The sequence below is a fragment of the Enterovibrio qingdaonensis genome (genome assembly GCF_028683135.1).
Lineage (GTDB): Bacteria > Pseudomonadota > Gammaproteobacteria > Enterobacterales > Vibrionaceae > Enterovibrio > Enterovibrio qingdaonensis.
Genome location: NZ_JAJUBB010000001.1, coordinates 632,463 through 658,963, shown reverse-complemented (window position 1 = coordinate 658,963; position 26,501 = coordinate 632,463). Strand labels below are relative to the sequence as shown.

Sequence of the window (26,501 nt, the reverse complement as noted above, 5' to 3'; positions counted from 1 at the left end):
AAGAGCACGGATCGCATTGGCAAGAGTTTTACGTTCCATCTTGGGCTTACCTTGTTAAATCAGAGTTATTGGACCGGAATTTTTCAGCCGGATCATATAAGAAATGAGAAAGCGGCAATAGTGCCGCTTTCAGAAAAGTGATTTGCGCTTACAGACGCTCGCGGATCATGACTTCCAGTTTGCCTTGGTCAACCGCAAAGTTGCGGATACCTTCAGCCAGCTTCTCGACAGCCATCGCGTCCGAATTATGTTCCCACAGGAATTCAGCGTGAGACATAGGAGCAGGGCGATCTTTAACTTCTACGTCATCATGAAGTTTTTGAACAACCTCACCGTCAGCATCAGACAATTCTTGCAGTAGCTGTGGGCTGATAGTCAGGCGGTCACAACCTGCGAGTTCAAGAATTTCACCGATGTTGCGGAAGCTTGCGCCCATAACAACGGTGTTATAGCCGTGCTCTTTGTAGTAGTTATAGATAGTTGAGACAGAGATAACACCTGGGTCTTCAGTTGGTTCAAAGTCACGGCCTTCTTGCGCTTTGTACCAGTCCATGATGCGGCCAACGAAAGGAGAAATCAGGTAAACACCTGCTTCTGCACAAGCACGAGCCTGAGCAAATGAGAACAGCAGTGTCAGGTTACAGTTGATACCTTCTTTTTCCAGCACTTCTGCTGCACGAATGCCTTCCCAAGTGGAAGCCAATTTAATCAGGATACGGTCGTTGCTGATACCCGCTTCGTTGTACATGCTGATTAGCTTGCGTGCTTTCGCCACACTGTTTTCGAAATCGTAAGAAAGACGTGCGTCGACTTCTGTCGAAATTCGACCTGGGATAACGTTAAGAATTTCTTTACCGATATTGACTGCCAGACGATCGCCTGCGTCGGCGATTTGGAGTTCAATATCGTCACTTTTTGATTTTGCGTATGCGATAGCATCGTCAATTAACGGTGCATATTCAGGAATTTGGGCAGCTTTAAGAATCAAAGAAGGGTTAGTGGTTGCATCTTGAGGTTGGTACTTTGCGATAGCATCGATATCGCCAGTATCTGCAACAACAGTTGTGAGCTTGCGTAGTTGTTCAAGTTTAGTGCTCATCTTCATAACCTTTTGTCGAGTGTTTCACTTTGGTCGCGAGGCAACCTGATGCTGCTCCGATATTGAACTTTCCTCTACACCAGTAACGTGACGGGCGTTGAACAAATGCGACATACCTGAGCAAATGATATGGTCATGTTTGTGTTTTTTAGACATAAAGTCAACGGCTGGATCCAAGAATTTTTCCCTAGATCTCACCGCCGTTGGCCATATTTACAAATCCTGTTGAACGTGATGAAACGCGCATTTTGCCGTTACAAATGTTCAGTCAGTTAAACTATTGTTCAGCGTCTACCATATTGAGAAGTGCCATGGCGCAACTTGCACTGGTGGCGAGTACATCAATGGTGCCCGTTTTAAGCGCTCCCAAAATGGATAAGGCTTTCCTGCTTTCACTCGCCATTGCAATGACATTGGGAATTCTTGATAAATCAACCATTTCCAACCCCACAACGCGGTCTCTCATTAAGGTGTTAGCTCGACTTCCATCAAGTTTGAAAAAATCGAAACCACCAATGTCGCCAACGATGCCGTCGTTGATTCTCGCTTCAACAAATTCTTTTGCCGAAAAGCACCCCAATTTGACCATGTGACTGTTTTCGTCCATGTCACCAATGCCTACAAGTGCAAACTCTGCCTTTCGCGCTTGGCTGAGCGTTTCTGCAATATTAGGGTGGTGGATAAAGACATCTCTAATGGCGGGCGTGTTGACGTATGCAGGGGCATACAGTGTCTCACTTGAACCGCCAAACTTTTTAGCAAGACGGCGACAGATGTGATCGGCATTGATGATGTCACCGCTTCGGTGCGTACCACCAATTGCGCAGACAAATCGGGCGTTTCGGTGAGAGACCAAGCCAGGGTGATCCGCGATAGCAGCGACGTTTTGACCTTGGCCAACGGCGACCACCATACCGTCCTGTAAACTACCATCCAAAAACGAGGAAACCAGCGTGGCGACTTGGGTGCGTTGCTCTTGGACGCTAGGTTGATCTAGGGCAATGAGGGCGCGTTTTAAATTGAATCGCTCCATCAGTCTTTGTTCCAGCTGGGCACTGTGTACGGGGTGAAACTTTACCGATATCTCTACAATCCCTTCTTCTCGAGCTCGGCGAAGCAACCTGCTGACCTTTGCACGGCTAATGCCAAACTTCTTTGAGATTTCTTCCTGCGTCGTGTTTTGCTGGTAATAGAGAATGGCGATTTCTGTCAATAAGTTAGTGTCATCCAGCAAGCTTTCAAAATTGCTGCTCAAGGTCCGCGAAGTAATCATTTATGTTTCTCGTTCGTTTGGAGGCATGAACAGTTTACGTTCTTTCTGATGCGTGAACAAATGTTTGGAGTGAAAACATTTGTTCACTTATCGCGTGTTGATGGAGTATGAATTTTTGGCGAATAAACGCGTCGTTTGTTTGAAAAAGTGTCCACACGTAACTAAGTTGATAATGGTTAAAGAGAAGGTGTTAACGCGTTTTTTCTTGGATTTCTTTCTAACGCGTTCTGTTTAAATTTTCTTGTAAGGGGATTTTTTGCAAATTCATGTGTTTTTCAGCACACAAATAGATTCCGAGCGTCATGTTAAGAGGCATGATGCGTGAGGAATGTAATGTTGGTGCCTAACCGAAAGCTCTGGATTGCAGCAGTCGTTCTGTTGGCAATGTTATTTGGGCTTACTGCCGTCAGATTTTCTTCATTTTTTCCTGAGTTAACCTCTCAAAGTGAAGGACTGGAGGCCAAGTACAGCTATTTTGTCGACAATAGCAACAGCCATATCCTTTCATATGTGCTTGAATCCGCGATTTTCCGCCAAATTGATGATCCGTCTGAAATCCCTTGGCACGTTGGTTACAAGTCTTATTGGGTAAAGCTGGCACTGAAAAGTAATGTTGATCAGCATAGGCACCAAGTGCTCTATTTTGATACGCCTTTAATTGACAGACTAGATATCTATATGTACTCCAATGATGGCGTATTGAAGGAGCAGTGGAAGCTGGGTGACAGCGAACAAAGAGGATATAAAGTTGGAGACATGCCCCCAGCGGTGCATTTCCAACTTGACCCGCAGGAACAAATTACTCTTTACCTAAAGGTAAGTTCGACGGGTGTTCCAGTGATGCCAATCTGGTTGTTAGATGAGCATGACTTTCACAAAGTTACGCAACTTTTACATCTAGTGTGGGGAGGTGTTGTCGCGATTTTAGGGATTGTCGCTATTTACACCTTTGCTGTTTTTGTTTCGCTGAAGGAGCGCGTATATCTCGTTTATGCGCTGTATGTGGTCACCGCCTTAATCCAGTTGGGTGCTCTGCACGGTTTCGGTACCTACCTCTTTCCTGAAAAAGCACAGGCATTCTTCAGCAACAACCTTGTCACGCTGACATATGGACTATTCATTCTTTCTCTTCTTTTTGCGCATCTATACTTTCGCGTTCATAAGTCTCCCAGTTTATTGAGGCAAGTTGTGCATTATGGGTTGATGATATTGGGCAGTTTAATGTTCATGTCGCTCTTCTTACCCGAACACATATCTGGAACCTTTCTGATTGCTGTCCAGCCTCTATTCTATGGCCTGATCGGAACGCTGGTCTGGCGTAGATGGAAGCTAGGAAAGAATTGGGGAAAAATGTTTATTTTGTCATGGGTCCCTCTGATTATATCTGGCGTTTTCCCCCCTTTATTGGTGACGGGCACAATTGAATACACCTTAATAACGCGATACGCCTTCATGATGGGTACGGTACTTGCCGTTATTTTTATGGCTCTTGCGTTAGCGGAGCGAGTGAGACAACAACGACAGGATTCTGTTTTCCAACTCACTCATGATGCCGTATCAATGTTGCCAAATTTGAATGTGCTTAATCAGGTTATCGCTAGGCTGATGGGCAGGGGGAAAGCGTTTACGCTGTGTTGTTTTCAAGTCGACAGATTTGCCAGCCTATCGCCGTATATGTCAGCTGAAGAAAAAGCGAAATTTGTCAAAGCGATATGTGATCGACTGACGCTTGCTCTGGACAGTGATGATATTCAGATTCTTGAACGGACCAGTAAAATTACCCATCGCGTGGCGTGTCTGAAGGAGGGGAGCTTTGGTTTTATCGTTCTGTCCGCGAAGGAAGAAGAAGTCTCTCTGTTTGTGTCCAGTATTATTGATGAGGTGGATGGCTATATTGAGCTAAACAACTATAGCATTCGGGCGCAGGGCACTGCGGGTATGAGTATCTTTCCTAAGGATGGAAATCAGGCAGATTTACTGGTGAATAAAGCGTTGCAGGCGGTGACGGAAACATCGCTCATTGAGAAGAAAGTCAATGCTTATGACTGCCTGGATAACTTTAATCATACTCTCAATATGTCACTGGTGGCGGATTTGAAAAAAGCCATTGAGAACGATGAGTTATCACTTTTTCACCAGCCTCAAATTGACCTAAGAACTGGCGCAATCCACGGGTCAGAAGTGCTGTTGCGATGGGAGCACCCCAAGTACGGCCATATTTCTCCTGATGTGTTTGTAAAGCTTGCTGAAGAAGTCGGACTAATCAATGACCTGACTATGTGGGTTATTAGACGCGCGTTCTTCCAGCAAAGTAAGCTTATCGAAATGGGGTATAGCCGTCGTCTGTCAATTAATGTCAGCGCCTCAGATATTGCGATTCCGAACTTGGTAGACAGAATATGTGAATTAGCGAATAACTATCGCGTTCCTACGGGGCTATTGTCTCTCGAACTTACCGAGTCGACGTTGGTATCCGATTATGACCGCTTGCATGAAGTCATTGAGAAGTTGTCTGAATTCGATATTGAGGTGTCTATCGATGATTATGGAACAGGATACTCATCATTAAACTACCTTTCTCAGCTCCAATTTACTGAGTTGAAGATAGACCGTGGTTTCATTCAATCGTTAATCAGTAGTCCTCGCCAGCAAAACATCGTTAGGGCAACCACTGAAATGGCGAAATCATTGGGTTTGATGGTGGTTGCTGAAGGTGTAGAAGATTTGGAAACAGTGTCCATTTTGAAAAGATATGGGGTCGATATCGCTCAAGGCTACCATTACTCTCGACCCCTTAGCTTCAGTCAGTATTTGATATATTTAAAACGGACCAGCAGTCAGTTGCCCACGCCGACGAATCGTATGCGTCGAGATTCTCAATCTGGGTAGTAAATTGCACCGAGTCGACATTGTCGGCTCGCGCCTGTTACTTCGGTGAGATTTCCTGGCTTTGCTTCGACGGCTTGTTTGGCTAACCAAGCAAATGCCAGTGCTTCCATGGAGTCACCGTCGACACCTCTGTCGTCAGTGGTCATTACCTGCCATGCAGGAAGTAAACGCTGAAGCATTGTCATCAACGCCTTATTCTTTGCTCCGCCTCCACAGACTAATAACTCGCCTGCCGGGTACTTAGAAACATCATTTGTTATAGATTGGGCGGTAAGAGCCAGCAGTGTCGCTTGAACGCTCTCAATGCTAATTTCTGTGTCGAATTTGCGTAGTTGCTGTTTCAGCCAACCTGCGTGGAATAGTTCTCTGCCCGTACTTTTAGGGGCTAAACGCTCAAAATAGTGCTCGGACAACATTTGCTTGAGCAGTGTTTCATCCACCTCACCTGACGCCGCCCACAAGCCGTCATGGTCGTAGGGTTGCCCCTTGTGCTGCTTAATCCAGCTGTCCATGAGCATATTGCCAGGGCCCGTATCATAGCCAATAACAGGCTTGCCAGGTTCGAGCACGGAAATGTTAGCTATACCGCCAATGTTGAGTATGACACGACAGAGATTTGGATTGGAAAAGAGGCCTTTATGAAAGGCGGGGACTAGAGGGGCACCTTGACCACCCAAGGCCATGTCTTTACGTCGGAAATCTGCAACCGTTGTAATCCCTGTTTGAGCAGCAATGATATTGGCATCTCCCAGCTGCATGGTGAATCGCATGTCACCATCAGGCTTATGGAAAACGGTTTGGCCATGGCACCCAATAGCTGTGATGGCGTCTGCGGATAGGTTGTGCTCATCTAAGAAGCGATTGACTGCCTTCGCGTAGGTCACGCCAAGGAAATGGTCGATAGTACCTACTTCTTCTAGCGTCACCGAAGCACCTTGGCTGAGCGCAATCAGTTTCTCTACGAGCTCTGAGGGGAAAGGGTACATAGACTGGTTAAGTACACGGATATCATTATTGGTAAATTCGGCGGCGACCATATCAATACCATCAAGACTTGTTCCCGACATTATGCCGATATAAATGCTCACAATTTCACCTCAGAGTTGGCGTCTATATACGCGTAAGTTTCTCATAGGATTAGCAATTCCAATATCAATTTATAAAGTGCTCTTTCTAGAGTGTGCGACTCAACGTAATATGTCGCACAGATTTCGAAAATGACAGGAGAGCACCATGGGGCCATTGTGGCTTGATCTTGAAGGCTGTGAGCTGGATGCGGAAGAGCGAGAACTGCTTGAACACCCACTCGTTGGGGGCGTCATTTTGTTCGCTCGCAATTATCACGACAGTTCGCAACTGACTGCGCTGAATGACTCCGTGAGAAAAGCGGCTAAACGCCCAATTCTAATTGGTGTTGATCAGGAGGGCGGCAGGGTTCAGAGGTTCCGTGAACAATTCAGTTTGATCCCACCTGCGCAATCATACGCATTGATGGACAACGGAGAGCAAATAGCGCGTGAATCCGGTTGGTTGATGGCAGCCGAACTGATAGCACACAATATTGATTTAAGCTTTGCGCCAGTGCTCGATCGCGGTTTTGATTGTAAGGCAATCGGTAGCCGTGCTTTTGGTGACGACACCGACACGGTTCTCCGTTATTCGAGTGCCTATATGATGGGCATGAAAGATGCTGGCATGTCGACAACAGGCAAGCATTTCCCCGGACACGGTGCTGTACTGGCAGATTCTCACTTTGAAAGCCCGATCGATGATAGAACAACGTTGTTCGAAGAAGACATGGCTATCTTTAAAGCGCAAATAGATGCGGGAACGCTAGATGCGATGATGCCAGCTCATGTCATTTATCCACATTTTGACTCGTTGCCTGCGAGTGGTTCTTCTTATTGGCTAAAATCCATTTTGCGTGAGAAGCTGGGCTTTAAAGGTATTATCTTCTCTGATGATTTGAGTATGGAAGGTGCAACCGTGATGGGTGGGCCGGCTGAGAGATGTCGCCAAGCATTAGCGGCTGGCTGTGATATGTTGCTTATGTGCAATAACCGACAATCAACCATCGAAGCGATTGATGGCTTACCGATTTCAGATGTACCCCAAGCAGCAACTCTTATGAAGCAGCAATCTTTTTCTGTAAAAGAATTAAAAGCGACTCAGAAATGGAAAGGTGTTAGTAAGCGAATTGAGGCATATAACGCGGAGTGGCTATCGCGTCAGGGTTAGTTAGGTGCTGCGAATTTAAAATGAAAGGCAAGGTTTAACCTTGCCTTTTTTATGCGTGGCTCTCATCGCGGCAGCATTCGTCGCGAAGAAAGGTAAGCACGCCTTCGAGTTTGTCGTATTCAGGCGTGCAATAGAGCACTCGGCCTTCTCTACGCTGCGTGATTAAGCCTGCGGACATCAAGCCTGATAAGTGGTGTGAAAGCGTCGAGCCGGGGATCGCCAGCTCCTCTTGAACCACACCCACAGCAATGCCGTTGTGCCCAGCTTTTACCAAGCGTTTAAATATGGTTAGACGGGTGGGATGTCCGAGTTCTTTTAAAGCCTTCGCGGCTGATTCAATGTCCATTTTTTGGGTCTCTGTTGGTGAACATTTCGATATTACCAGAAGTAACTAACTATGAGTATGGTCACTAGAGAAAATGTAGACGGCGGGTCATCAATGGGTTGGGGGTAAGGGCATCGAATCAAAAACGCTCAGGATACAAAGAATGTGACGTTTTTCTAAGGTACATTCTATGTATGACTGAGCGTTTGGTTTACGTTTTGTCAGTACTGATTATCAACGTAGACGTGGCTTTATCAATCGAATGGGTATTCCTCGTGGGTAGGACGACTAGAACGCGGCTTGCGACGCTTCTTGTCTCGTTGAGGTTTGTCGTCAAAGTCATCATTGAATTTAGAATGAAACTTTTCTTTTTTGTTCGAGTCACTTTTCAGCCACTGATCCCACTTGGCCATCTTATTTACCCTGTCCATTTAACTGTTGTGTAAAGAAAACTGTTAGGTGTTTCTATTGCGTATATTTCACCAAATTACTTCAAGGGAAATATAGCGTAAGCGCGATGACAATTTAATGAATTTATATTTTCATCATTGTGACGCCACATGCGTTTCAAGCATAAGCTCAGCATGCAGATTAAATAAAACGAAAAAATTCGTCCATTGTGATTAGAAAAATAGATGAAGAACAAAAAAAGCCAGACAGTTCCATTTTTACATTCGTTTGGATATGAAAATGTTGCTGCATTGTAAGCCAGTATGGGCTTCAGCCCGAAAATTTGAGATCTGAAGCGCAACGAATTATTGAATAATGACGCTTTTCACATTGTTACAATGATTTACTCATTGTGTACTCGACCTGCACGAATTTATTGACTATTTTGGCTTATAAATGAGATAAGAAATAGGTGTTCAAAAGCTCGACAGAATGGAAAAACGTCGCTATAAAGCGAATGAAGCATTAATTTTCTTTATCGTCAGATTAACAATATTTTGCTTTACACCTTAATGGTTTAATGAAAAATATTGCGCAAATTGGTTAAGGAGCTCAATAATGTTTAGTGGTCAAAAGTTTTTTGATGACAGGCATTTTCCAAAAGGTTTCGCTCGATCCGGCTATTTTACTATCAAGGAATCGCAACTTTTGGAAACCAGTGGCCGTACTATGAAAGCCTTGTTTGAAGGTACGATGGTTCCACAAGATGCAGAACAGCAGAAATTTGTTGATGAAGTGAACGGTCGTCGTGCCGCAGAGTCACAATATGCACATTGCTGGTTGAAATATTTGAAAGAAATCAACCATAAACACGTGGTATACAACCTGTGTTCTACGTCTCGTAACGGCGCAGCTGAAGATTACTCAGAAGCAGAAGCGGACGAATAGTCATCGAGTAGGCTGAAAAAAAGCGAACATTGTGTTCGCTTTTTTTATTATTGGTCTAATTAAATGGCTGGATTTAGCTCAATAAATCGGCGAGTGAATAGGGTTTTCTCGCGAGTCCGAGAGCCTGAGCTGGCGTAAATCCGTCACTGTTTTGATGGCAGAGGTTGTTCCATGCACGATAAATGTCGAGCAGAGGTAGCAAGCCTCCTGGGCGACGGCGACGCCTCGGTTCGTCTATAACGCTTTTAAAACACAGATGAAAGCGTGACTGGTAGTCTTCCAATTGTTCAGTTGATGCTTTTTCCAGCCAATAACGTTCGTTGTTTGTTTCCCTTCCTAAGTGGCAAATACCTTTGCTACCAACACCTATTTTAGTGAACGCCCATCGATCTCTCCACCAACTCAACAAAACGATATCAACGGTTTCAGAAGAGTTTGGTTCTATCCAATTTGCGTTTTGTTCCACGTAGATAGGATGGCACGTTCGTTCTTCCATTCTGTCTTTAAACACGGAAACAATTGCGGAACGTAACAAAGGTTCTTGCGGCAAATACAGAGTGATGGAATCCCAATCAATAGTGCTCTCTGCGATACGCAGAAAATGTGCGTATGTCGTGTATTGAGGCCTTATTAAGCTGCCTGTTGAAGGGTATGTAACATCAATAGGTTTGGTGTAGGGGTCTTCGACATTTTTTCGTGACAACACTTCACTGTATTTTGTGTTTACGCGCTCAAGTAAATCCTTAGGTGTCGCTACGTTAGCCTCAATCTGTGTGTCAAAAGCGTTGGGCATGAGTCGGCTGCGCTTCGCGATAGTGTCATTGCTGTCATCGGGCGGCATCTCGTCTGCGGCATAATTCAGGCTTTGCTGAAAAACGTATCCATGTTTTGCGTCACCCGTTGCCAGCCAGTTAACGCCATTTTTACTACTCGGTTGCAAGGGGGCAAGGGTAGAAGCCATTGGTGTTGAATTGCACATTTGCACGAAGCGGGCATCAACCGTTGCCAACTTGTTTCGACAACGTAGGGCGATTTGATCCAAATGGTCATAGAAGGTTTTTGGATTGATGGCGAGCTTTCGACAAATTTCTCTGACTGCATGCCCTGTAAACACAAGACCCAATAGCTTTTGTTGTATATCGAGTTTTGGGTTCGCATTGGACCACTTATCAACGAAGGTCGACTGGCAATGCTTGCAGCGATATCGCTGCCTTTCACCGCTATATCCAAAAGCATGGTATAGCTCTCGGTGTGTTAATACGGGTTTATTGCATGACGGACATGCTTGGTTTGAACATGCAGCAAGGCTCGCCGAATCTTGTTCTTTTGACCGATTCAGTTCTTCAAGCAATGCACTGTTATTGAGGAGAGGAGGAAAGGCACCACACTCTCGACAAACTAATTCGGGACGAGAGGGATCAGTTACTTGAAGAAGGTAATACTTCTTATCACTCAAACCAAAGTTTCGACACGCCAATGTTTTACAATGATTCATTGAAGCGAAACCGATAGCACCCCCGAAATCGATAGGTTGGAGAAGCGTCTCCACACTCTCAATTTGGGTTTGCTGGGTCGGCATAAGCTTGCAACCGTTGAGTTCTGATCCATCTGCTGTCGACGGTAGTTTGCCTGGCGACACCAATCCTCCTCAATTATTTGCACCTTAAATTCCACCCAAAGATAAAATTTAATCAATGTCTGTTGGTTGTTGATCGGCGAGAACGCTTTCGTTTTTTGAAGGCAACGTCGATACCGGAATGAACAGTCTATGGAAGGGCAACCCTCATTCAGCGGATCATGATCACAAACGTTACTATTTAGGTGTTCCAAATGGCCATAGTTTACCATTTGTGTTTATAAGGTGATATAGATCTTCTTATTGGAAGAGGATGCACAGTATTTTTCAGTCGTGTCATTCGCCTAACTTGTTAATATCTAGACAGGAAAAAACAGGCGATCTTTTCTGATTGTGATTTATTTTCCCTGTTTGTCATAAGGATATGCGTTTTTTTGCATGTCTAGTAAATCAGGTTTTTCTCCGCTTTTAATTATCCCCACTAAAACTAAGCTTAAACGGCGTCTCTATTAATGATCACTTGTCTCTAATATGAAATGCCTTATGCAAGGGGGAAGTATGAGCAAGCTTAACTATCTGAAATTCGCATTTTTTTACCTGTTTGTGGGGCTGGTGTCGGGCTGTAGCGATAGCGATTCGGCATCAACGTCAACATCCAGCTTGCAGTTGCCTCAACAACTGGAGGTAGTGACCAATGAAAACGATTAATGCGAAATGGTTGGGCATCGTAGCATCATCATTGCCAGTTGTTGGGCATGCGGCATTTAATGATGTGGGTACAGAATACACAAATGCTAGCCAAAAAACGTATGTTTGGAATGAAGCATTGGAACCCATTGAACTTGTGAACAGCATCCTTTGCTTTACGGCACAATTTAATGTCACTGAATTCGCGAATGCCGGGCCTTATTTGGTACTGGCAGATGAAGCAAGTTGTTTTGACGATTCTAATGATGGGTCAACGGGTCAATCATCAGGTGCTGCAAACACCCCCTCTTACTTGAAAGCGGTTGCTGAGGTAACCAGAGCCTCTGACTCGGCCCCCTTGATCGTGAATGTTTGGTTACCTGAGATGGCGACTGGCGATGACGAACAAGCGATAAAATTCAAAGCGGTTATCACCGAGGGCGCATCAGATACCAATCCTTTTGGTCAATTCACGTTTAACTTTTCGTTCTTTGATAACTTTACCAATCTCACCCCCAAAGGTGGTGGGGAAGTCATTACGTTGAGTGGGCTAGAAGATTCGATTGGATTTACGCTTTATGAAAGTAGTCAACACGGGGTCTCTACCTATACGCAAAGCGCGAGCGTGGTGATGTCTTCTGATCGCTCAGAAGGGACGGCCTTGACCTCGTCCAGTCAAAGTGGAGCGTATGCACTGACATTTAATTCAGGCAATGTACTACTTCAAAATGCCGCTAACTTTGATGCGCTTCCCTATAAGTCAGGTAACAACAGCGGCACGTGTTTAAGCCGAACACAGTTTAATAGCTTTGTGTATCGGTATGATCTTTACAACGCGTCTACGGGAGCTCAAATTGACGTAAATGCTGGTTTCCCGATGAAATATTCCAGTGCGAACAATGGCACCTACGACAGTTACGGGTATGTCGGATATTGGGGAATCTGGACGGAGGTCGAGGGAGCCGTAACAAATGGCGAGACGATTGTGAGAGATGATAATGGGGTCGTTCGACAATACACCGTGATGACGGCGCCTGGCCGCCTAATAAAAAACACGGTGAATACGCTCGCATTGTCGAATGCCCGAGGCATCAGCTTCTCGTATTGGGACAGCAGTGTATTTAGTGATTCCAGCTTCGATCAATGGGTTGTGAAGTATTATACCGCGGCGCAGGATGGTGTGGGGTCAGACGGCTTTTATAAGACAGGCAAGCTAAGTTGGGGCCAGAATGGACCGACTATCACCGCATTTGGGCCGACGCTTATATCTCTTTCTACCAATGACTCACTTTACATGTACTCAGAGCAACTGGGCGGAGAAGTGAAGTTTCTGGAAGGGAATGCTTCTCTGACATATTACGAACAGACCTTCATTAATGGCAGCGAGACAGGCAGTGGAGAGTTGCTTAATGGCGGGTCGGTAACGCTCTATTGTTACGATAATTGTCCAATCGGGACGTTTGATCTCAGTGATTTAACGAACTGGACTGGCTCAAACAGCCCATTTGAAACAGCCAGTGGCCCACACCAATATACATTCAGTACGTCGGGCGGCAATGCGCTGACATTGGTGAGTGTGAACAGCAGTGAGCCTGTCAGATACAACGCATCATTGACTCAAAGTAACATCAATTCCACACCCCATAGTTGGGGCGTTCGCAGCGGGCCCATGGTGTTGTCTACCGTTAGCAATAGCTATGACGTGTATGATCCCGCGATCACCACGGAGTACTACGTTTGGGAGACGGGCTTACAAAACTGGAATCAACTCACTGCCGTGAAAGATGCTAGTGACAACATTGTTAGTTTTGAAAAGCCGCTTCAGTTTGCTTACACGCACAACAACGCCAATGACAGGTCTGGTTCTGCGGGCGTTTATGCTGGGCAAACCTACTTGATTAACTATGGCGGGAATGGCGATTTTTGGGGAGTCCCGATGGCACAGGACGGCGACAGATATCTGCCGAGTTTTTCCTTAAATGATGGTGTACTTATGGGGCCAGCCAATCAATATGCCATCAAGGCAAGAGAGATTGAGCAAACGATGCAAGCCGCTGCAGGCCAGTGCACCACGCTGACATTGTCAGACCCAGCGGTCGACGTGCCGACCTCAATCGTGGGTGATGCAGATATTGGTGACATGCCAATTGTTGAGGGTGATCCTTCAGTGATTGCTGGTGAAACGCAATAGTTCGCCTCAGTTTGCAAAACAAAAAGTGCCGCTATTTATAGCGGCACTTTTTTGCTTGTCTTGCTGTTGCGCGACGAGTCTTAATTTTTAATAACCGCTATTTCTACTTTTTTACCTAGCGACATGGCGAGGTTGTTGTCGTAGTAAGCGGCCTCATTGATGAAGTGTGGGTAGGCTTCGTAATCACCGTCCCAGCATATTTCTTCGCCAGAAAACAACGTATAAATCGGGTCACCATTTCGTAAGGGGGTGAAGTCGGCGTCTTGGACGTTTTTATGCACCATACCGATACGTTCGCCATTTTCATCTTCAGGCAATTTGAGTGTTTCTGTGTAACGATATGCTGAAATGGTATCAGGCAGTTCAGGTACTTCGTTGTTATTAAACAGTTCGACAAAATCGAGAATATGGGAGGTCATGTCTTCCATCCAATCTAATACGTCTTGGCGGATGACTGACTGCGGCTGAGGGCCAACTTCAATGATGATGCCTTGGTCTGCAATTGAGCAGAGGAAAAAGTGTTCTTCAACCGTGCAGTGGTCTTCAAACAAGATCACCGCATCTTCCATACGCTCTGCGACGTAAGCGGCGAGTTGAGTATTGAATGCATCGGCTTTTAGCAATATCAGTGTTGGACCCATATTGCTGGTGGTGTTATGGAGATCGATGATCAGATCGGTACGTGCATTGCCTTTCGGGCCCAACTGTAAGTTAATGGCTTTTGCGCGGCTTTGCTCGTAATTGCCCAGTTCTGGGTCAGCGAGATCGTGAAGGAGAAACTGACGGTTTAGATCGCAATCAAGGTAACGTTTGTTATCTCGGTGCGCATTAGGATTGCCAAAAAGGGTTTCAGTTTCAAAGGTAGCGCGGCGAATAGTTGCAGGTGATGATTGCCATTTCTTTAATAAGTAAACACCACTAAATTCGTTCCCATGAGTACCGCCGACAATGGCTACCCGATTAAATGTTTTCATCCTTGTCCTCTCCTGATAGACGAAGGCTCAATATATCAGGGAGGTAAGCATTCCCCAAGTGCTTAAAACAACATGAGGAATGCATAAATTTTATTCGTCTGACCACCGCTTTCCATAAGCGCTCGAATAATCGGGTTTGGTTGTGGTTTCTAAGTCCGGCGCATCGATCAGCGGGCCTACGACGGTTCGATACGGCAACACACCGGCCCACACATCCAACTTCATGTCAGCCAAATCATCATTCACACCGTGGCGACCTACTTTGACGGATGTCTCTTGAATAGGCATAACGAGTAATTCGGTCGCAGTGAGCTCTTTTTCGTTGCCAGGCCTTGCTTCAAGGCTTCGTCCGGGGGCAATTTGTTCGAGGAAAGCATCCAGTGCATCCGATTTCTGTTGATTGCTTTCAATGCGTTCAAAACAACCAAATACCATGGCACAACGATAGTGCGCGCTGTGATGGAATGCAGAACGTGCAAGCACCCAACCATCAAACAGTGTGAATGTCAGACAACAGTCCTCGCCTTTTCGTAGGTGTTTCATTAACGGGCTGTTTTTCGCGCCATGAATATACAGATTGTCGTCAATGCGCCATACCAGCATAGGGATGACCGTTGGTCCTCGATGATCGTGGATTGCAACGTGAGCCATCTTGGACTCATCAATGATTGCGTACAGCGTTTCTTGGTCATTGACACCTTTGTGGGCGGCTTTGTTGAGTTTAGTTCGCGCAGTTTGGCTGATAGACATCGCACATTCCTTGTCTTTGTTTTCCTGTTTCTTGCAATTTACGAAAAGAGTGGCACCTTAAATAGAACCAATTTTAAAAAGTTTATGGGTCCAATATGCAGCCTATCGATGTGGGTGTCTTAGAGCTAGATGGGTGCCATCCATCCAAACAGCATGCGCTTTATGTCGCGATTCAATCCAAAATTTTACGTGGAGATTGGCCGACACAAGCGAGGTTGCCCGCAACCCGCGTTTTGGCTAATGAAGTGAGCGTGAGTCGAAACACTGTGGTGGCGGTATACGAGCAGTTAAGGGCTGAAGGGTATATCGCCAGCAAACGTGGTTCCGGGTACTTTGTTTTGCTGCATCCAGAACATTACCTTCATACGCACAAATCAGGACCTAAAAGTACAAAGGAAGAAGACATCGCTGCTCCCTTTAAAATGCCGGGAATACGGAATAGGCCGTTCTCTCCCGGTGTGCCAGATCTCGTGCATTTTCCCTATAAGAAATGGGCACGGTTGGTGCAGATTCACATGCAAAGGGCAATATTGGCGGGGCAGAGTGATATTCAAGGCAGCTTGGCATTGCGGAAAGCGTTGAGCGAATACTTACTGACAAGTCGCTCCGTGGTTGCACCGGCGCATCGCATTATTATTACAACCGGAGCACAGCAGGCGTTATTTATTGCGTTGAATGCCGTTGTTAAGCGTGGCGATCCAGTGCTGATGGAGAACCCAGGTTACAGCCAGATGCGTAAAGTCATGCAGCAAGTGGGTGCCAATGTTACCTATTTCTCTTTGGCGACGCAGTTTGACAGTGATTTGTCGGTGCTTGGTGACTTTGCAGGAAAGGCTCTGTATTTGACGCCGAGTAACCAATACCCGATGGGTCATAGTCTCGATACGCAAGCGCGAATGCGCTGTATTGAATGGTCAATAAAATCAGATGGTTGGATAATCGAAGACGACTATGACAGTGAATTCCAGTTTGCGAATCGCCCATATCCCTCGTTGCAGGGATTAGCGGCAAAACTTCACGGTGATCAGGCTAACGTGATTTATATTGGTACATTCGGAAAGGCGTTTGTACCGAGTCTTCGCGTCGGCTATATGGTGGTTCCAGATGCCTTGGTTGACCAATGTCTGTCGTTAAAAGATGCGACCAGTGGCTGTTCGCCCATTCATATTGAAGAGGCGTTGGCTGACGTTATTGCGCAAGGTGATTACCTTCGTCATATCAAGAAAATGCGGAATCTTTACCAACAAAAGCATGCTGCGTTCGTCGCGTGCCTTTCTCATGTGTATCACGGTGGTGTTGAAGTGATCAGCCAAGCGGCTGGGCTGCATGTAACCTTTCGATGGGAAGGAGGGCCCGATGCCTACCATGTTAAAAAATCACTCGCTGAGAAGGGGTTTACCATCCGTACTTTGGATTATTATTGCGATGACAATACGTTGTCCCAGATGCCAGATTGGATACACCGGTGTTTGGTGGCTGGCATTGGGAACAGTTCTCTTGAAGATATCGAAGCGGGGTTATCAGCTCTCAATGACATTCTTGAAAAGGGATGTTGATGGACGTGATGTTAGTCGACCAACGAAATGTTCAGGCTTTCTAGAAGCGCAAGAGCTTCATAACGAGAGAAGGTCGCACCTTTTACGTTGTTTTCTAATACATTGATGGAAAAGCTGTGAGACTCAGTAAAGTCTGTTTCCGCTAAATTGGTGCGCATAAACAAGCTATTCGTAAAATCACAGTTTGTCAGTGTGGAGTTTGCGAAGTCGCCATCACGAAAATCGACATCGTGAAGCTTGCAATCTGTACAATGGAGCTCATTCAGGGTTAATCCGAAGAAGCTCGCATCGGTCAAGATACAGTTCTTGAACGTCATTTCCGCATCCTTTCTGTAGGTCGGCCAATCCGCTAGCGTCCAATCAATGCCTACTAATTTGCACGCATCGAAATCAAGCTCAGTCATCCTTGTGTGAGAAAATTTGGCCATGCTGAAGTTGCAACGGCGGAATGTACAGTTGATAAACTTACACTGTCGAAATTGCGTGCTGGAAAACTGACAGTCATTAAATTCACACTCTTCAAATTCGATGTCAGTGAAATGGCTGTCTGGAAGTGTCAGCTTTGAAAAGACCTCATCATAATACTGCATTCCATTTTCAATCTTATTCACTGTATTCCTTTTCGCCATTAGCTTCATTCTTTGGATGATTGCAATAGCGTACAGCGAGTTGCACAGAGTAGGAAGCGACATTCAGCATCAAACTGGTGGTTTCGGTATATGATTAAGGAGAGACAGCCTTAGTGAATTGAGGTCGTATGCGTATGATTAAAAGAACAATACATTTTTACGAACCCAATGAGCCCTTCGGGTTCTTGTCTAATTTCTTTATTGCGCCGCTAGTGATTGATGGTGAGACTTGGTTAACGTCGGAACATTACTATCAAGCGCAAAAGTTTTGTTCTCCTACTCTTCAAGCACGTATCAGACACGCTCCTACGCCCGATGAAGCGTTTAAACTCAGCCGTGACTTTATGCAGCATATGGATAGCCATTGGATAGATATCCGTTGTGACGTTATGCGGTATGTGGTCGAGCAAAAGTTTCAACAACACGATGTATTGAGGTCATCACTGATTTCTACGGATGATGCTTTGCTGGTGGAACACTCAAAATATGATGCATTTTGGGGAGATGGAGAAAATGGAGAGGGCGTGAACCAGTTAGGTCAAATATTGATGGATGTAAGAGACATTTTGCTAGAGAGAAACCTGAGTGCGTTCTGAATGCGGGTTCGTGTAAGGACAACAAACAACTGCGCCATCGTTAGGTACGTTTGATAGAGAGAATGTGCCTACAAAGTAAGAATTGACCACATTTCCTTTCTTTGCTCCAACCTCGCGCCTAATGCCCCTGCTATTTTAATGACGATGCAGGCAAGTTAAGCAGGATAGCCCTCATGCACTGCAATGATAAGAACGACACCTAAGGTAACTGTCGTAACGCAGATACGAATAGGGGCAGCGTTTGGTTAAATTTCGTATTGCTGGCTTTTGATGAAGGAGAGGGGGGATAACCCCAATTCGGTGACAACGTCTGTTTTGACAAATTCCTTCATTGATCGATTAAGCAAAATTGTTGTTTGGCAATCGATGAAATGCTTGCCAAAGAGAAAATACACCTGTGACTCAAAAATCTTGGTGTGGGTAAAGAAAATGACAGCTCAGAGGTGCCGAGCTTTCTTTGTCGTCTCCACGCACAGATTTGACGTTAAAACGGCAAATAACATGATGCATTCATGTTGCTTCCCGTTGTGTACAACAAGACACAACTGGCCTGAGACGGCTTCACTATCAGGTGGCTTACCCAATATAAGGGGGGAAAAATGTTTGAAACCCAAAGGAGCAATGCACCCTCAATTCTGGGGCCATTGCTCATCATTGAGGATGATCCGGAGGCACAACGACGCTTGAGTCAGGCGTTAGACAGCGAGGCGACGGTAGTCACGGCCCAATTTACAAATATATCTCAGGCATTGCATGAGCTATTAACGTCGATTGTGGTGGTGGGTAAATGTGATGCGTCAGCTCTTTCTCTTGTCAAAGAGCTTAATGCTATTTCGCCACGCACTAAAGTGCTGGTTATTGTTGATAATGAGGCCGATGGTGATGGGGTTCTGGCACTGCAATCGGGCGCATTTGATGTCATTCACCGGCCTTTTAGTGATGAGTTCCTTCGGCTTATGGTGCGACGTGCGCAACACATCGTGCGGTTAGAGAACGACGTAGAGCGTTTGAAAACGTTTGAACGACGTGAGGAATCAATTGTTGGTAGCAGTCCTCAAATGGTGCAACTTATGCGTATGGTCGAGCGCATAGCAGCATCGGGCGTAGATACATTAATTACCGGAGACAGTGGCACTGGCAAAGCTTTGTTGGCTCGCGCAATACATGACAGAAGTTCACGCAGTGAGGGACCGTTTGTAACGGTGAATTGTGCATCAGTGCCTGAACATCGGCTTGGCCCGGAATTGTTTGGGCAGGAAACACAAGGGGAAGATAGCCATCATGTTCGACGCGGCAGGATAGAGGCGGCAAATGGTGGCACTTTATTTCTGGATGAAATTGGGGATATGCCCGTTAGCCTTCAAGCCGCTGTTTTGAAATGTTTAAAAGAGAGAACTGTTACGCGGATAGGGACGGTAAAAGAAATCCCTATTGATGTGCGTGTGGTGAGTGTCAGCCATCAAGATCTCAATCAACGAGTGTCAGAACGGCGCTTTCGAGAGGACCTTCTGCAGCAAGTCAGTGATGTTATGATATCTATACCGCCTTTGAGAGAGCGGGGAGAGGATATCTTACTACTCGCTCGCACATTTCTGCTTCAATTCAATCAAACCATGCACCGAAATATCTCTGGTTTTGCCGATGATGCGATTGATGCTCTGCTTAGTCATAGTTGGCCGGGAAACGTACGCGAATTGCAAAACAAGATTAAATCGGCACTGATTATGGCCGACGGCAATAAGATAACGGCTGTTGATCTTTCTTTATCGAAAGATCATAAGAAAGACAGTGGTTTGCCGTTAAATATCCGCCAGGTGAGGGAGGAAGCAGAAAAGCATGCGGTGACAAGAGCACTTGCTCGGGCTCAAGGCAATATGTCTCAAACCGCGACGCTATTAGGTGTTTCGCGTCCTACGTTGTACACGCTAATCGAGAAATATTCACTGCAGCGATAACGCGCATCTACTCCACGCGTCTTGAGGGTGCGACTCGGCAGTAAGTAACCTTAAATTTGGCGAGGATAAGTGATAGGAGCGTATAGAGTTATTAAAAGGCGGTGAATTTCCGCAGCGTTATTTTGTCAGGCAGTCAGTTAATACCAAAAATGCGTGCAGGAAATCCCCAAGTTCAGCACCTTCATGTGGAGTAGTACAATGAGAATGTGTGAGCTGATAGATAACAATTTGGTGCTGAAAGCGGATGTTGAAGTGTGCCTGGCGGACGATTTTTCTTTAGATGTTTGCTGTTATGAAAAAGGCGACCAACTCGTCGTTTTTAGCCCTGTAACGGGGGATGTCATGGTTTGTGATAGTGCAACCAGTGTATTTCTCTCGTTGATTGAGAAAAACTTGCCTTTAGGGGCAGCGTTATCAGCACTGTCCGTTTGTGAACCTGAATATGCTAGACGTTTAATTCATGAGTTGGAACGGATGGAAATCATTCAATTAGCAGGGGTGCGCTGGAACTGATTGTGCCTCCTGAACCTATCTCTCCGCGGCTTGTTTTGACCGTCTTTGTTGATTCTGTTTTTCAATGCGTTGAAGCTGTTTTTGCAGGGTGGCACCATTGAAGGGCTTCACGACAAACCCGTTTACGCGGTAATCGATTAGCTTTTGAATCTGGCTTTTATCCTGTTCGCATGAGACGACCAGAACCGGCAAATTGGCAATTTTTTTGTCGGCACGTACTTCTTTAAGCAGTTCTTTCCCATCCATCTTAGGCATATTTAAATCGGTGATTAAAAGGTCGTAGGGATTCTTCTTTAGCATTTGAAATGCTTGCCATCCATTTGTTGCTTCTTCCAAATCAAGGTAACCGATGCTGCGCAACAGATTTAGCATGACGTGCCGCATTGATGTCATATCATCAACGACGAGTATTTTCATGGAGTGAACGCCTCAATTAAGAGATACATGACTAAAATATAGTTCATCAATTGAGTGTTATTTATCAGGGTAAGCAATTTCGCGTGATGCTTGTCTGCTATTGATAAACTCACACTTACCCAGTGTCGATGCAACCAGCACCTTTAGTGAGTCTGGTTATTCATTCCGTGACGATGGGGAAGCGAAACGTAGTGTGTTTGCCGAGTTGGAGTTGGCGGAAGGATTGCCCCGTAAGTAAAGGGCTAGCAATCGGGATTCGAACTCTTTTATACAGTGTTTTTCCTGCACATACAGTCGCGCTTCTCTTCCAAGTCTCAGCCGTTTTCCCATGTCGGAAAAAATATCGAGTAGCTGATGTTGAATGCGGCAATGACCGTTTTTGTTTGTCCATTTTAGAGGGTGTTCACTTCGCCTAGTCAGTGCTCTGGGGCGAAGGGAGATAATTGGAATTGCCATGGACATCGCTTCTATCGGTTGCGTGCCATTCTTATCAATTTCTTCGGGGATGGCCAGCGCATCAATCGTTTTGTAAAAAAGGCGCATATTGGAAATTCTTCCTAAAATTCGCACATTGTCTTCATCGAGATTCCTCGCCTGCACTTCTTTTCGCAGCAATGGAATATAGCGTGCGTTACCTGCGATCAATAACATTGCGTTCGTTTTGAATTCCGGAGAAAGTTTGCTGGCGACCGCGAATTCATCAATCAACGTAATCAGGTTCTCAATGCATTGTTCCGATATGTCCGTTCCAACCACGAACTTGTTTGTAGGAATTGCAATTTGGCCCAAAAATGAATTGGTTTTGAGTGGGTTTACTTCTTGGAGCGTTGGACAAAAATGTTTGGCATCAATCGCGGGGCGAATGATTTCACATTGTTCTGGCGGAATACGGACGCCTTGTTCTAACCAACGCTTGGTCTCTGAGGAAGCGGTAATAAAAACATCAGTAGAGTGTGAGAGCGTGGATAGAAATGTTTTTACCAGCCAACTCGAATGAGAACTAGCTTGTAATGGTGACACTTGGTGTAATTTGACAGGAACACCAGCACGACGGGCCATCCATTGGATAGCTAGCGGTGTATTGCCGTAGGTATGGCACACATCTGGTTTTAAAATTGATAGAACCCTTCCACATTCACGAAACGCACGCCAACTAAGTGGACGGGTATTCTTGAGCTCAATGCAACTGACGCCATTGGGGAGATTTAGTCGCTCTCGTGTGGGCTTACTTAGCACCACGAGGGTGTGTTCAAAGTTCTTTGACAGTGAGCAAGAGAGATTGCCCAATAATTGGCGATTTAACACATCATCCGTGTAAGTACTTACTATATGGCAGATGTGCGTCGTAGATGCAGCCGACATGAATTACCACTCCAAGCTCTTGGTTACTCAAAGGACACGACCAATGAACAAAGTTGTACGACGTCATAGTCGCACAATTGCTTGAAGGGCAATTTCTGAAATTAGAGACAAATACGTGCTTAACGGAGATGGTCTGATTAGAGGAAATACAGTGGCACCGTAAGCCCCTAAAATTAGGGGCAATTACAGTAAAAAGACACTAGCAGCTTAGTTCTGAGACTTGATGATGTTTTAATTCAGCGCGATTGCGGCCTGCTCGCTTCGCTTTGTAAAGGCATTGATCTGCCATTTCCAAGAGTTGGTTTGAGTTGGTGCTTTCATCGGGGTAGCAAATGATCCCGCCAATACTGATTGTAATGATGCCACTGTTGGTGCTGCCTTGATGTGGGATACACAAATCCCTCACATTCTGGCACAGTTGCCAAGCAATACGTTCAGCTTGAGCTTGATTGTTACCGCGTATCAGCAATGCAAACTCTTCGCCCCCAAAACGTGCAAGTGGGGCGTTCCACTCTTTACTCACTAAGCTCATCGCCTTCGAAACATACAACAACGCCTTATCACCTTGCAGATGGCCGTAGATATCGTTGTAGGCTTTGAAATGGTCGATATCTATCATCATCACAGTGAGGGATGAATGATCATCGACAGCGTCATACAGGGATGCGCTAAGCAGGCGACTGAATGGTCGACGATTTAACAGTCGGGTTAACTCATCGGTTTCCGCTTCAACACGTAGCCGCTCATTTGCCAGAATGAGCTCTTCCTGAAGCTCGGTCATTGCTTGGTGGTCGCGTTCACGAATGGTCAGTTCGCTCAGCATGGCTGCAAAGCGTTTGAATAGAAGCTGTTTGTTATCATTCCAATTCAGTGGATTCTCTGAGTTAGCAGCAGCAATCATACCAAAGCTTTTTCTTCCGTCCGTCAACGGAAAAATAGCAATACTCCGAATCCCTGCGTTTTCAAGTAACTCGCGCTCTGTTTGCGCATGGGCATCTAGCGTGCAGGTATCGACCAGAGCGACATCTTGCGAGCTCAATAGCCAGCGTTTCATTTTGTACATATCGCCGAGTTCAACATCTGGCAGCGGAATCTGCTGAGGGTAACTGGCTCGGTACCGGACCGTGTCATTGTCGAAAGAAAGCCAAAACAATTGCTCAGTTTCCAACAGTGCGCTCATTTGATGAAAGGCCAATCGCACATCGTGTTCGACGTCCGCTTTATGCCATTGCAACAAACGCAAAGAGAGATCTGCCAACAATTTGTTTGATTGACTCTGCCACTTTAGTTCTGATGAGCGAGCATTAACTTCATCGACCAACAGTGATTTGTGTTGTTTTAGCGTGCGTTCTTTTAGTTTCTTTTCGATGACATCTGCACGAATACGGGCGTGTAGCTTTTGTATAGAACGCGCAACCTGCCCGATCTCGTCTTTACTGTCTGTTAACGTTTGAGGAATAGTCAGACGGCTAACATGCGCGAGGTCGATACGATCCACACTTTCAACAAGAGCTCTGATTCGGTTAGTAACGGTGCGTTTTAAGACAAGAAGCAACAAAATAGCAACGCACAGGGCCTCAAACAGGTAGATGATGCCTGCAGGGATTGCATTTTTAAGCGCATCCGCTTCTACGGCACTCAAGTTGAGGTAGATATCGAGGTCACCAATTGCCTCACCTTTTGTCACCAAATCATATTTTAGGTGCTGACTTGCTCTTTTTTGCTTAGTGAGATTATCGGCCCAGAACTCTTCACCACTTTTTGTGATTAAGTGAATGTTACTGACATAAGGTGTGCTTGCAAGGTCCTGCAATTGCTGAACGAGTAGATCTGAATCGCCCTGTTCTAGCGAGTATGTGATTACGGAAACGGCACTTGCTGTGCGTTTCTCCAACGACTGGGTCGTCCACTCTACGGTATGGGTGTAGTTCAAGCCCATTTGTACGCTTACTGATACAACCGCAAACAGTAAACTTACCCCGAGAACCAGCACAGATACGCGAGTCTGTATGCTCCGGCGTGACTTGAGTAGTTTTTTCAGCATGTCTGGTTCGTCACTTTTGATGGATAAAAACGAAGCTACTTTCTGAAGTAAGGAACGTTGTCGCTGCCATATTTAAGAACGTTCAACAAGGCCACTTTTCGTGGCAATGTTGCATCAAGCCAATTTCCTATCGCGAGCTTTGATTAGCTTTTCGCTATGAGAAAGACATCACGACTTATCTTATATCGCGAAAAGCCCAATACTCATAGGCTATCGCAGATAGCATATGTCGATATGTTACTTTAAAACGGTCAAAAAGCCTGAAAAAAACACGCTAAAAAGGGGTTTTAGTGTGCTGATTGAACGGAAAATCGACAATGATGGCAGGTATAATCATTCATTGGTGCGAAAGCGATTCTTGAGTGAGGCAAATGCGGTGACTGCCTTGGGCGGTTTTTTCCCCCATATCTAAGCAGGAATTCAAATTTGTAAACTTCTCATATTCTATTCCGAGCACAAAAGCACCAATTACCAAAACAACAACGATTATCCATCGGAAAACTTTTAGTTTCATGTAAACTGCCTGCCCCTCGCGATGACTGAGGTGAGTTATAGATATCTGACCCCCAGCTTTTGGCCTACATAAGTATAAACCTTGAGCGACAGGTGCTGGAGGATTTTTAGCCGGAGTTCACCATTGAACCACAATCATGATGAGTCATTAGCTTTTCATGAAACATAGCAGCATTTCTCACTGGTTCTTTAGACCGAAATCCCGTAAAGATAAAGAAAGGACTGTAATAAAAACAAGCAGTTATTTGTGTTCAATTTATGGCGGTTATGAAATCAGCTTCTATACTCAGATCTCGTGTGCATCGGTTTTCGCAAGAGAAAAGAGATACGACATTGAAAATAAAGAAACGAATCCGCAAGTTTTTCCCATTGGACTTCTATGGAGAAGATCGAGGATGGCGGTTTGTGATCAGAGCTCACAATACGACTGAGGTATTGGATGCATTAATGTGGCGTTCCTATCTCTCTGTTCGTCGCCAAGATTTCAACCTGCTGCACTTAGCTGTGGAAACCTTCTCCTACGAGAACGATTATTCAGAAGGACGCATTGCCGAAGTGTCATCACATGGTGCCATGATGCGAGTAAAAATGTTGGGGCCAGTCGTTAACGTTAGCGCGCTAAACAAGGCATATGTAGACAAACATTCAGCGACACAACCTTTCTGCTCCGTTGCCTAAATACAAGTTAGAAAAATGCCGAGTTGAGACTCGGCTTTTTTGTCTTTTTTATTTGTGTCCCTAAACAGATCTCACTAGTACCGCATAGCAATAGACCCGTAAATCTCTTACCGACAACCTTCTGAAATACATCTGTCTTCTAGTATGTCAGTGACGAACAGCACCACGAATCCGCCTTTCCTTATGCATAAAGAGCGATAGTGGTTATCATAAAATTGGCTTATACAGACAAAAAACCGCATTAACTCGCAAAAATATCCCCTTTAAAATGTAATTAAATGTTTCCAATTGCAACAAATAAACAATCTATTAACGAGTGAAGTGTTACTTAACTATCAGATTTTCTGGCGATTCGTTGTCAATAACACACTATTATCGTGGATATATGTAAAAAATATGTAAACTTAAGGTTTTTGGATTATTAACGAAGGATGTGTAAAAATACGCACTGATTGAACAAAATTTAGTCAAATATTCATTAATCTTGGTTGTTGGAGCTTAAATGGCCTTTTTCGTGGTTGTTTTTCTTTCAGTTGTTGGTGGCATCCTCGCCGGTGACCATTTCCACTCATTTATGGTTGGCTTCTCATTAGCGACTATCGCAGTGGGATGTTGCTATTGGTTGAGCTTTCGTCACACGAAATACCCTCAACTTGCATTACTTCTGCTGCTCTCGGGTTTTGCAGTGAAAATGGGTATTACTGTATTTGGTGTCATGTGGAGCCTTGAGCGTGAGTTGATCACGTCTCCTTTTGTCTTTGCACTGTCATACCTGTTCTTCTCTTTAGTCTCGACGTTTGTGTACTTCAAGTACCGCGAGTTCTGGCACAAACGTCTTGAAGCAGTTAAAGCGCGTTTACAAACGACGTAATCTGCTGGTTTGTTGAACGAATTTGTC

At 45.2% G+C, this 26,501-nt stretch carries 23 protein-coding genes; 11 read left to right on the top strand and 12 right to left on the bottom strand.

Features of this window, described 5'->3' with window-relative positions; genetic code table 11:
* Window positions 1-148 precede the first annotated feature (148 nt).
* Both tal and LRP49_RS02930 read right to left on the bottom strand, forming a co-directional pair.
* Entirely contained in the window at window positions 149-1,099 is a 951-nt protein-coding gene (tal, locus tag LRP49_RS02935; RefSeq protein WP_274140071.1) for a transaldolase, read from the bottom strand.
* A 277-nt stretch (window positions 1,100-1,376) separates the two neighbouring features.
* The gene (locus tag LRP49_RS02930; protein WP_274140070.1) at window positions 1,377-2,372 is read right to left on the bottom strand and encodes a sugar-binding transcriptional regulator; all 996 of its coding nucleotides are present in this window, start codon (window positions 2,370-2,372) and stop codon (window positions 1,377-1,379) included.
* Between the two features lie 333 nt (window positions 2,373-2,705).
* On the opposite strand from LRP49_RS02930, the gene LRP49_RS02925 reads away from it, so the two are divergent.
* Window positions 2,706-5,261 (top strand): EAL domain-containing protein, encoded by a 2,556-nt coding sequence (locus LRP49_RS02925; RefSeq protein ID WP_274140069.1) that lies wholly within the window; start codon window positions 2,706-2,708, stop codon window positions 5,259-5,261.
* Here LRP49_RS02925 and LRP49_RS02920 read toward each other — a convergent pair.
* Entirely contained in the window at window positions 5,249-6,343 is a 1,095-nt protein-coding gene (locus tag LRP49_RS02920) for an anhydro-N-acetylmuramic acid kinase (protein ID WP_274140100.1), read from the bottom strand. The genes LRP49_RS02925 and LRP49_RS02920 overlap by 13 nt on opposite strands.
* Before the next feature lie 151 nt (window positions 6,344-6,494).
* On the opposite strand from LRP49_RS02920, the gene nagZ reads away from it, so the two are divergent.
* On the top strand, window positions 6,495-7,499 hold the full coding sequence (nagZ, locus tag LRP49_RS02915; protein WP_274140068.1) for a beta-N-acetylhexosaminidase: 1,005 nt from the start codon (window positions 6,495-6,497) through the stop codon (window positions 7,497-7,499).
* A 49-nt stretch (window positions 7,500-7,548) separates the two neighbouring features.
* Here the strand turns inward: nagZ and LRP49_RS02910 are convergent, their stop codons facing one another.
* Both LRP49_RS02910 and LRP49_RS02905 read right to left on the bottom strand, forming a co-directional pair.
* On the bottom strand, window positions 7,549-7,845 hold the full coding sequence (locus tag LRP49_RS02910) for an ArsR/SmtB family transcription factor (protein WP_274140066.1): 297 nt from the start codon (window positions 7,843-7,845) through the stop codon (window positions 7,549-7,551).
* Between the two features lie 233 nt (window positions 7,846-8,078).
* On the bottom strand, window positions 8,079-8,237 hold the full coding sequence (locus LRP49_RS02905) for a hypothetical protein (protein ID WP_274140065.1): 159 nt from the start codon (window positions 8,235-8,237) through the stop codon (window positions 8,079-8,081).
* Between the two features lie 595 nt (window positions 8,238-8,832).
* On the opposite strand from LRP49_RS02905, the gene LRP49_RS02900 reads away from it, so the two are divergent.
* A complete protein-coding gene (locus LRP49_RS02900; protein WP_274140064.1) occupies window positions 8,833-9,162 on the top strand; it encodes a MaoP family protein in 330 nt (109 codons plus the stop codon).
* 73 nt (window positions 9,163-9,235) lie between these two features.
* On the opposite strand, the gene LRP49_RS02895 is transcribed toward LRP49_RS02900, so the two are convergent.
* Window positions 9,236-10,657, bottom strand: coding sequence for a lactate dehydrogenase (locus tag LRP49_RS02895; RefSeq protein WP_274140099.1), 1,422 nt, complete (start codon window positions 10,655-10,657; stop codon window positions 9,236-9,238).
* Window positions 10,658-11,296: 639 nt separating this feature from the next.
* Between LRP49_RS02895 and LRP49_RS02890 the strand changes: the two genes are divergently transcribed.
* Complete coding sequence (locus LRP49_RS02890) at window positions 11,297-11,446, top strand: hypothetical protein (protein ID WP_274140063.1); 150 nt, start codon at window positions 11,297-11,299, stop codon at window positions 11,444-11,446.
* Complete coding sequence (locus tag LRP49_RS02885; protein ID WP_274140062.1) at window positions 11,433-13,616, top strand: hypothetical protein; 2,184 nt, start codon at window positions 11,433-11,435, stop codon at window positions 13,614-13,616. The genes LRP49_RS02890 and LRP49_RS02885 overlap by 14 nt, the downstream gene beginning before the upstream one ends.
* Window positions 13,617-13,696: 80 nt before the next feature.
* Here LRP49_RS02885 and LRP49_RS02880 read toward each other — a convergent pair whose 3' ends face one another.
* Window positions 13,697-14,590 (bottom strand): aspartoacylase, encoded by an 894-nt coding sequence (locus tag LRP49_RS02880; RefSeq protein WP_274140061.1) that lies wholly within the window; start codon window positions 14,588-14,590, stop codon window positions 13,697-13,699.
* A 90-nt stretch (window positions 14,591-14,680) separates the two neighbouring features.
* Window positions 14,681-15,340, bottom strand: a complete 660-nt coding sequence (locus LRP49_RS02875; RefSeq protein WP_274140060.1) for a pyridoxamine 5'-phosphate oxidase family protein — start codon at window positions 15,338-15,340, stop codon at window positions 14,681-14,683.
* Between the two features lie 95 nt (window positions 15,341-15,435).
* Here LRP49_RS02875 and pdxR point away from each other — a divergent pair, with 95 nt between their 5' ends.
* Complete coding sequence (gene pdxR, locus LRP49_RS02870; protein WP_274140059.1) at window positions 15,436-16,896, top strand: MocR-like pyridoxine biosynthesis transcription factor PdxR; 1,461 nt, start codon at window positions 15,436-15,438, stop codon at window positions 16,894-16,896.
* 11 nt (window positions 16,897-16,907) lie between these two features.
* On the opposite strand, the gene LRP49_RS02865 is transcribed toward pdxR, so the two are convergent.
* Window positions 16,908-17,507, bottom strand: coding sequence for a pentapeptide repeat-containing protein (locus LRP49_RS02865; protein WP_274140057.1), 600 nt, complete (start codon window positions 17,505-17,507; stop codon window positions 16,908-16,910).
* Window positions 17,508-17,659: 152 nt separating this feature from the next.
* Between LRP49_RS02865 and LRP49_RS02860 the strand changes: the two genes are divergently transcribed.
* The 3 genes from LRP49_RS02860 to LRP49_RS02850 all read left to right on the top strand — a co-directional run bounded on the left by LRP49_RS02860 (window position 17,660) and on the right by LRP49_RS02850 (window position 20,589).
* Complete coding sequence (locus LRP49_RS02860) at window positions 17,660-18,121, top strand: NADAR family protein (RefSeq protein ID WP_274140056.1); 462 nt, start codon at window positions 17,660-17,662, stop codon at window positions 18,119-18,121.
* Window positions 18,122-18,720: 599 nt separating this feature from the next.
* Window positions 18,721-20,076, top strand: coding sequence for a sigma 54-interacting transcriptional regulator (locus tag LRP49_RS02855; RefSeq protein ID WP_274140055.1), 1,356 nt, complete (start codon window positions 18,721-18,723; stop codon window positions 20,074-20,076).
* Window positions 20,077-20,274: 198 nt separating this feature from the next.
* A complete protein-coding gene (locus LRP49_RS02850; protein ID WP_274140054.1) occupies window positions 20,275-20,589 on the top strand; it encodes a hypothetical protein in 315 nt (104 codons plus the stop codon).
* A 15-nt stretch (window positions 20,590-20,604) separates the two neighbouring features.
* On the opposite strand, the gene LRP49_RS02845 is transcribed toward LRP49_RS02850, so the two are convergent.
* The 3 genes from LRP49_RS02845 to LRP49_RS02835 all read right to left on the bottom strand — a co-directional run bounded on the left by LRP49_RS02845 (window position 20,605) and on the right by LRP49_RS02835 (window position 24,412).
* On the bottom strand, window positions 20,605-21,006 hold the full coding sequence (locus tag LRP49_RS02845) for a response regulator (RefSeq protein WP_274140053.1): 402 nt from the start codon (window positions 21,004-21,006) through the stop codon (window positions 20,605-20,607).
* Between the two features lie 156 nt (window positions 21,007-21,162).
* Window positions 21,163-22,368, bottom strand: a complete 1,206-nt coding sequence (locus LRP49_RS02840) for a glycosyltransferase family 4 protein (RefSeq protein ID WP_274140052.1) — start codon at window positions 22,366-22,368, stop codon at window positions 21,163-21,165.
* A gap of 199 nt (window positions 22,369-22,567) precedes the next feature.
* On the bottom strand, window positions 22,568-24,412 hold the full coding sequence (locus tag LRP49_RS02835; protein ID WP_274140051.1) for a diguanylate cyclase domain-containing protein: 1,845 nt from the start codon (window positions 24,410-24,412) through the stop codon (window positions 22,568-22,570).
* Window positions 24,413-25,258: 846 nt separating this feature from the next.
* On the opposite strand from LRP49_RS02835, the gene LRP49_RS02830 reads away from it, so the two are divergent.
* Together LRP49_RS02830 and LRP49_RS02825 are read left to right on the top strand one after the other, a co-directional pair.
* The gene (locus tag LRP49_RS02830; protein ID WP_274140050.1) at window positions 25,259-25,603 is read left to right on the top strand and encodes a hypothetical protein; all 345 of its coding nucleotides are present in this window, start codon (window positions 25,259-25,261) and stop codon (window positions 25,601-25,603) included.
* 502 nt (window positions 25,604-26,105) lie between these two features.
* Window positions 26,106-26,474: an NADH:ubiquinone oxidoreductase gene (locus LRP49_RS02825; protein ID WP_274140049.1), complete on the top strand. Its 369-nt coding sequence runs from the start codon at window positions 26,106-26,108 to the stop codon at window positions 26,472-26,474.
* Window positions 26,475-26,501: the final 27 nt, after the last annotated feature.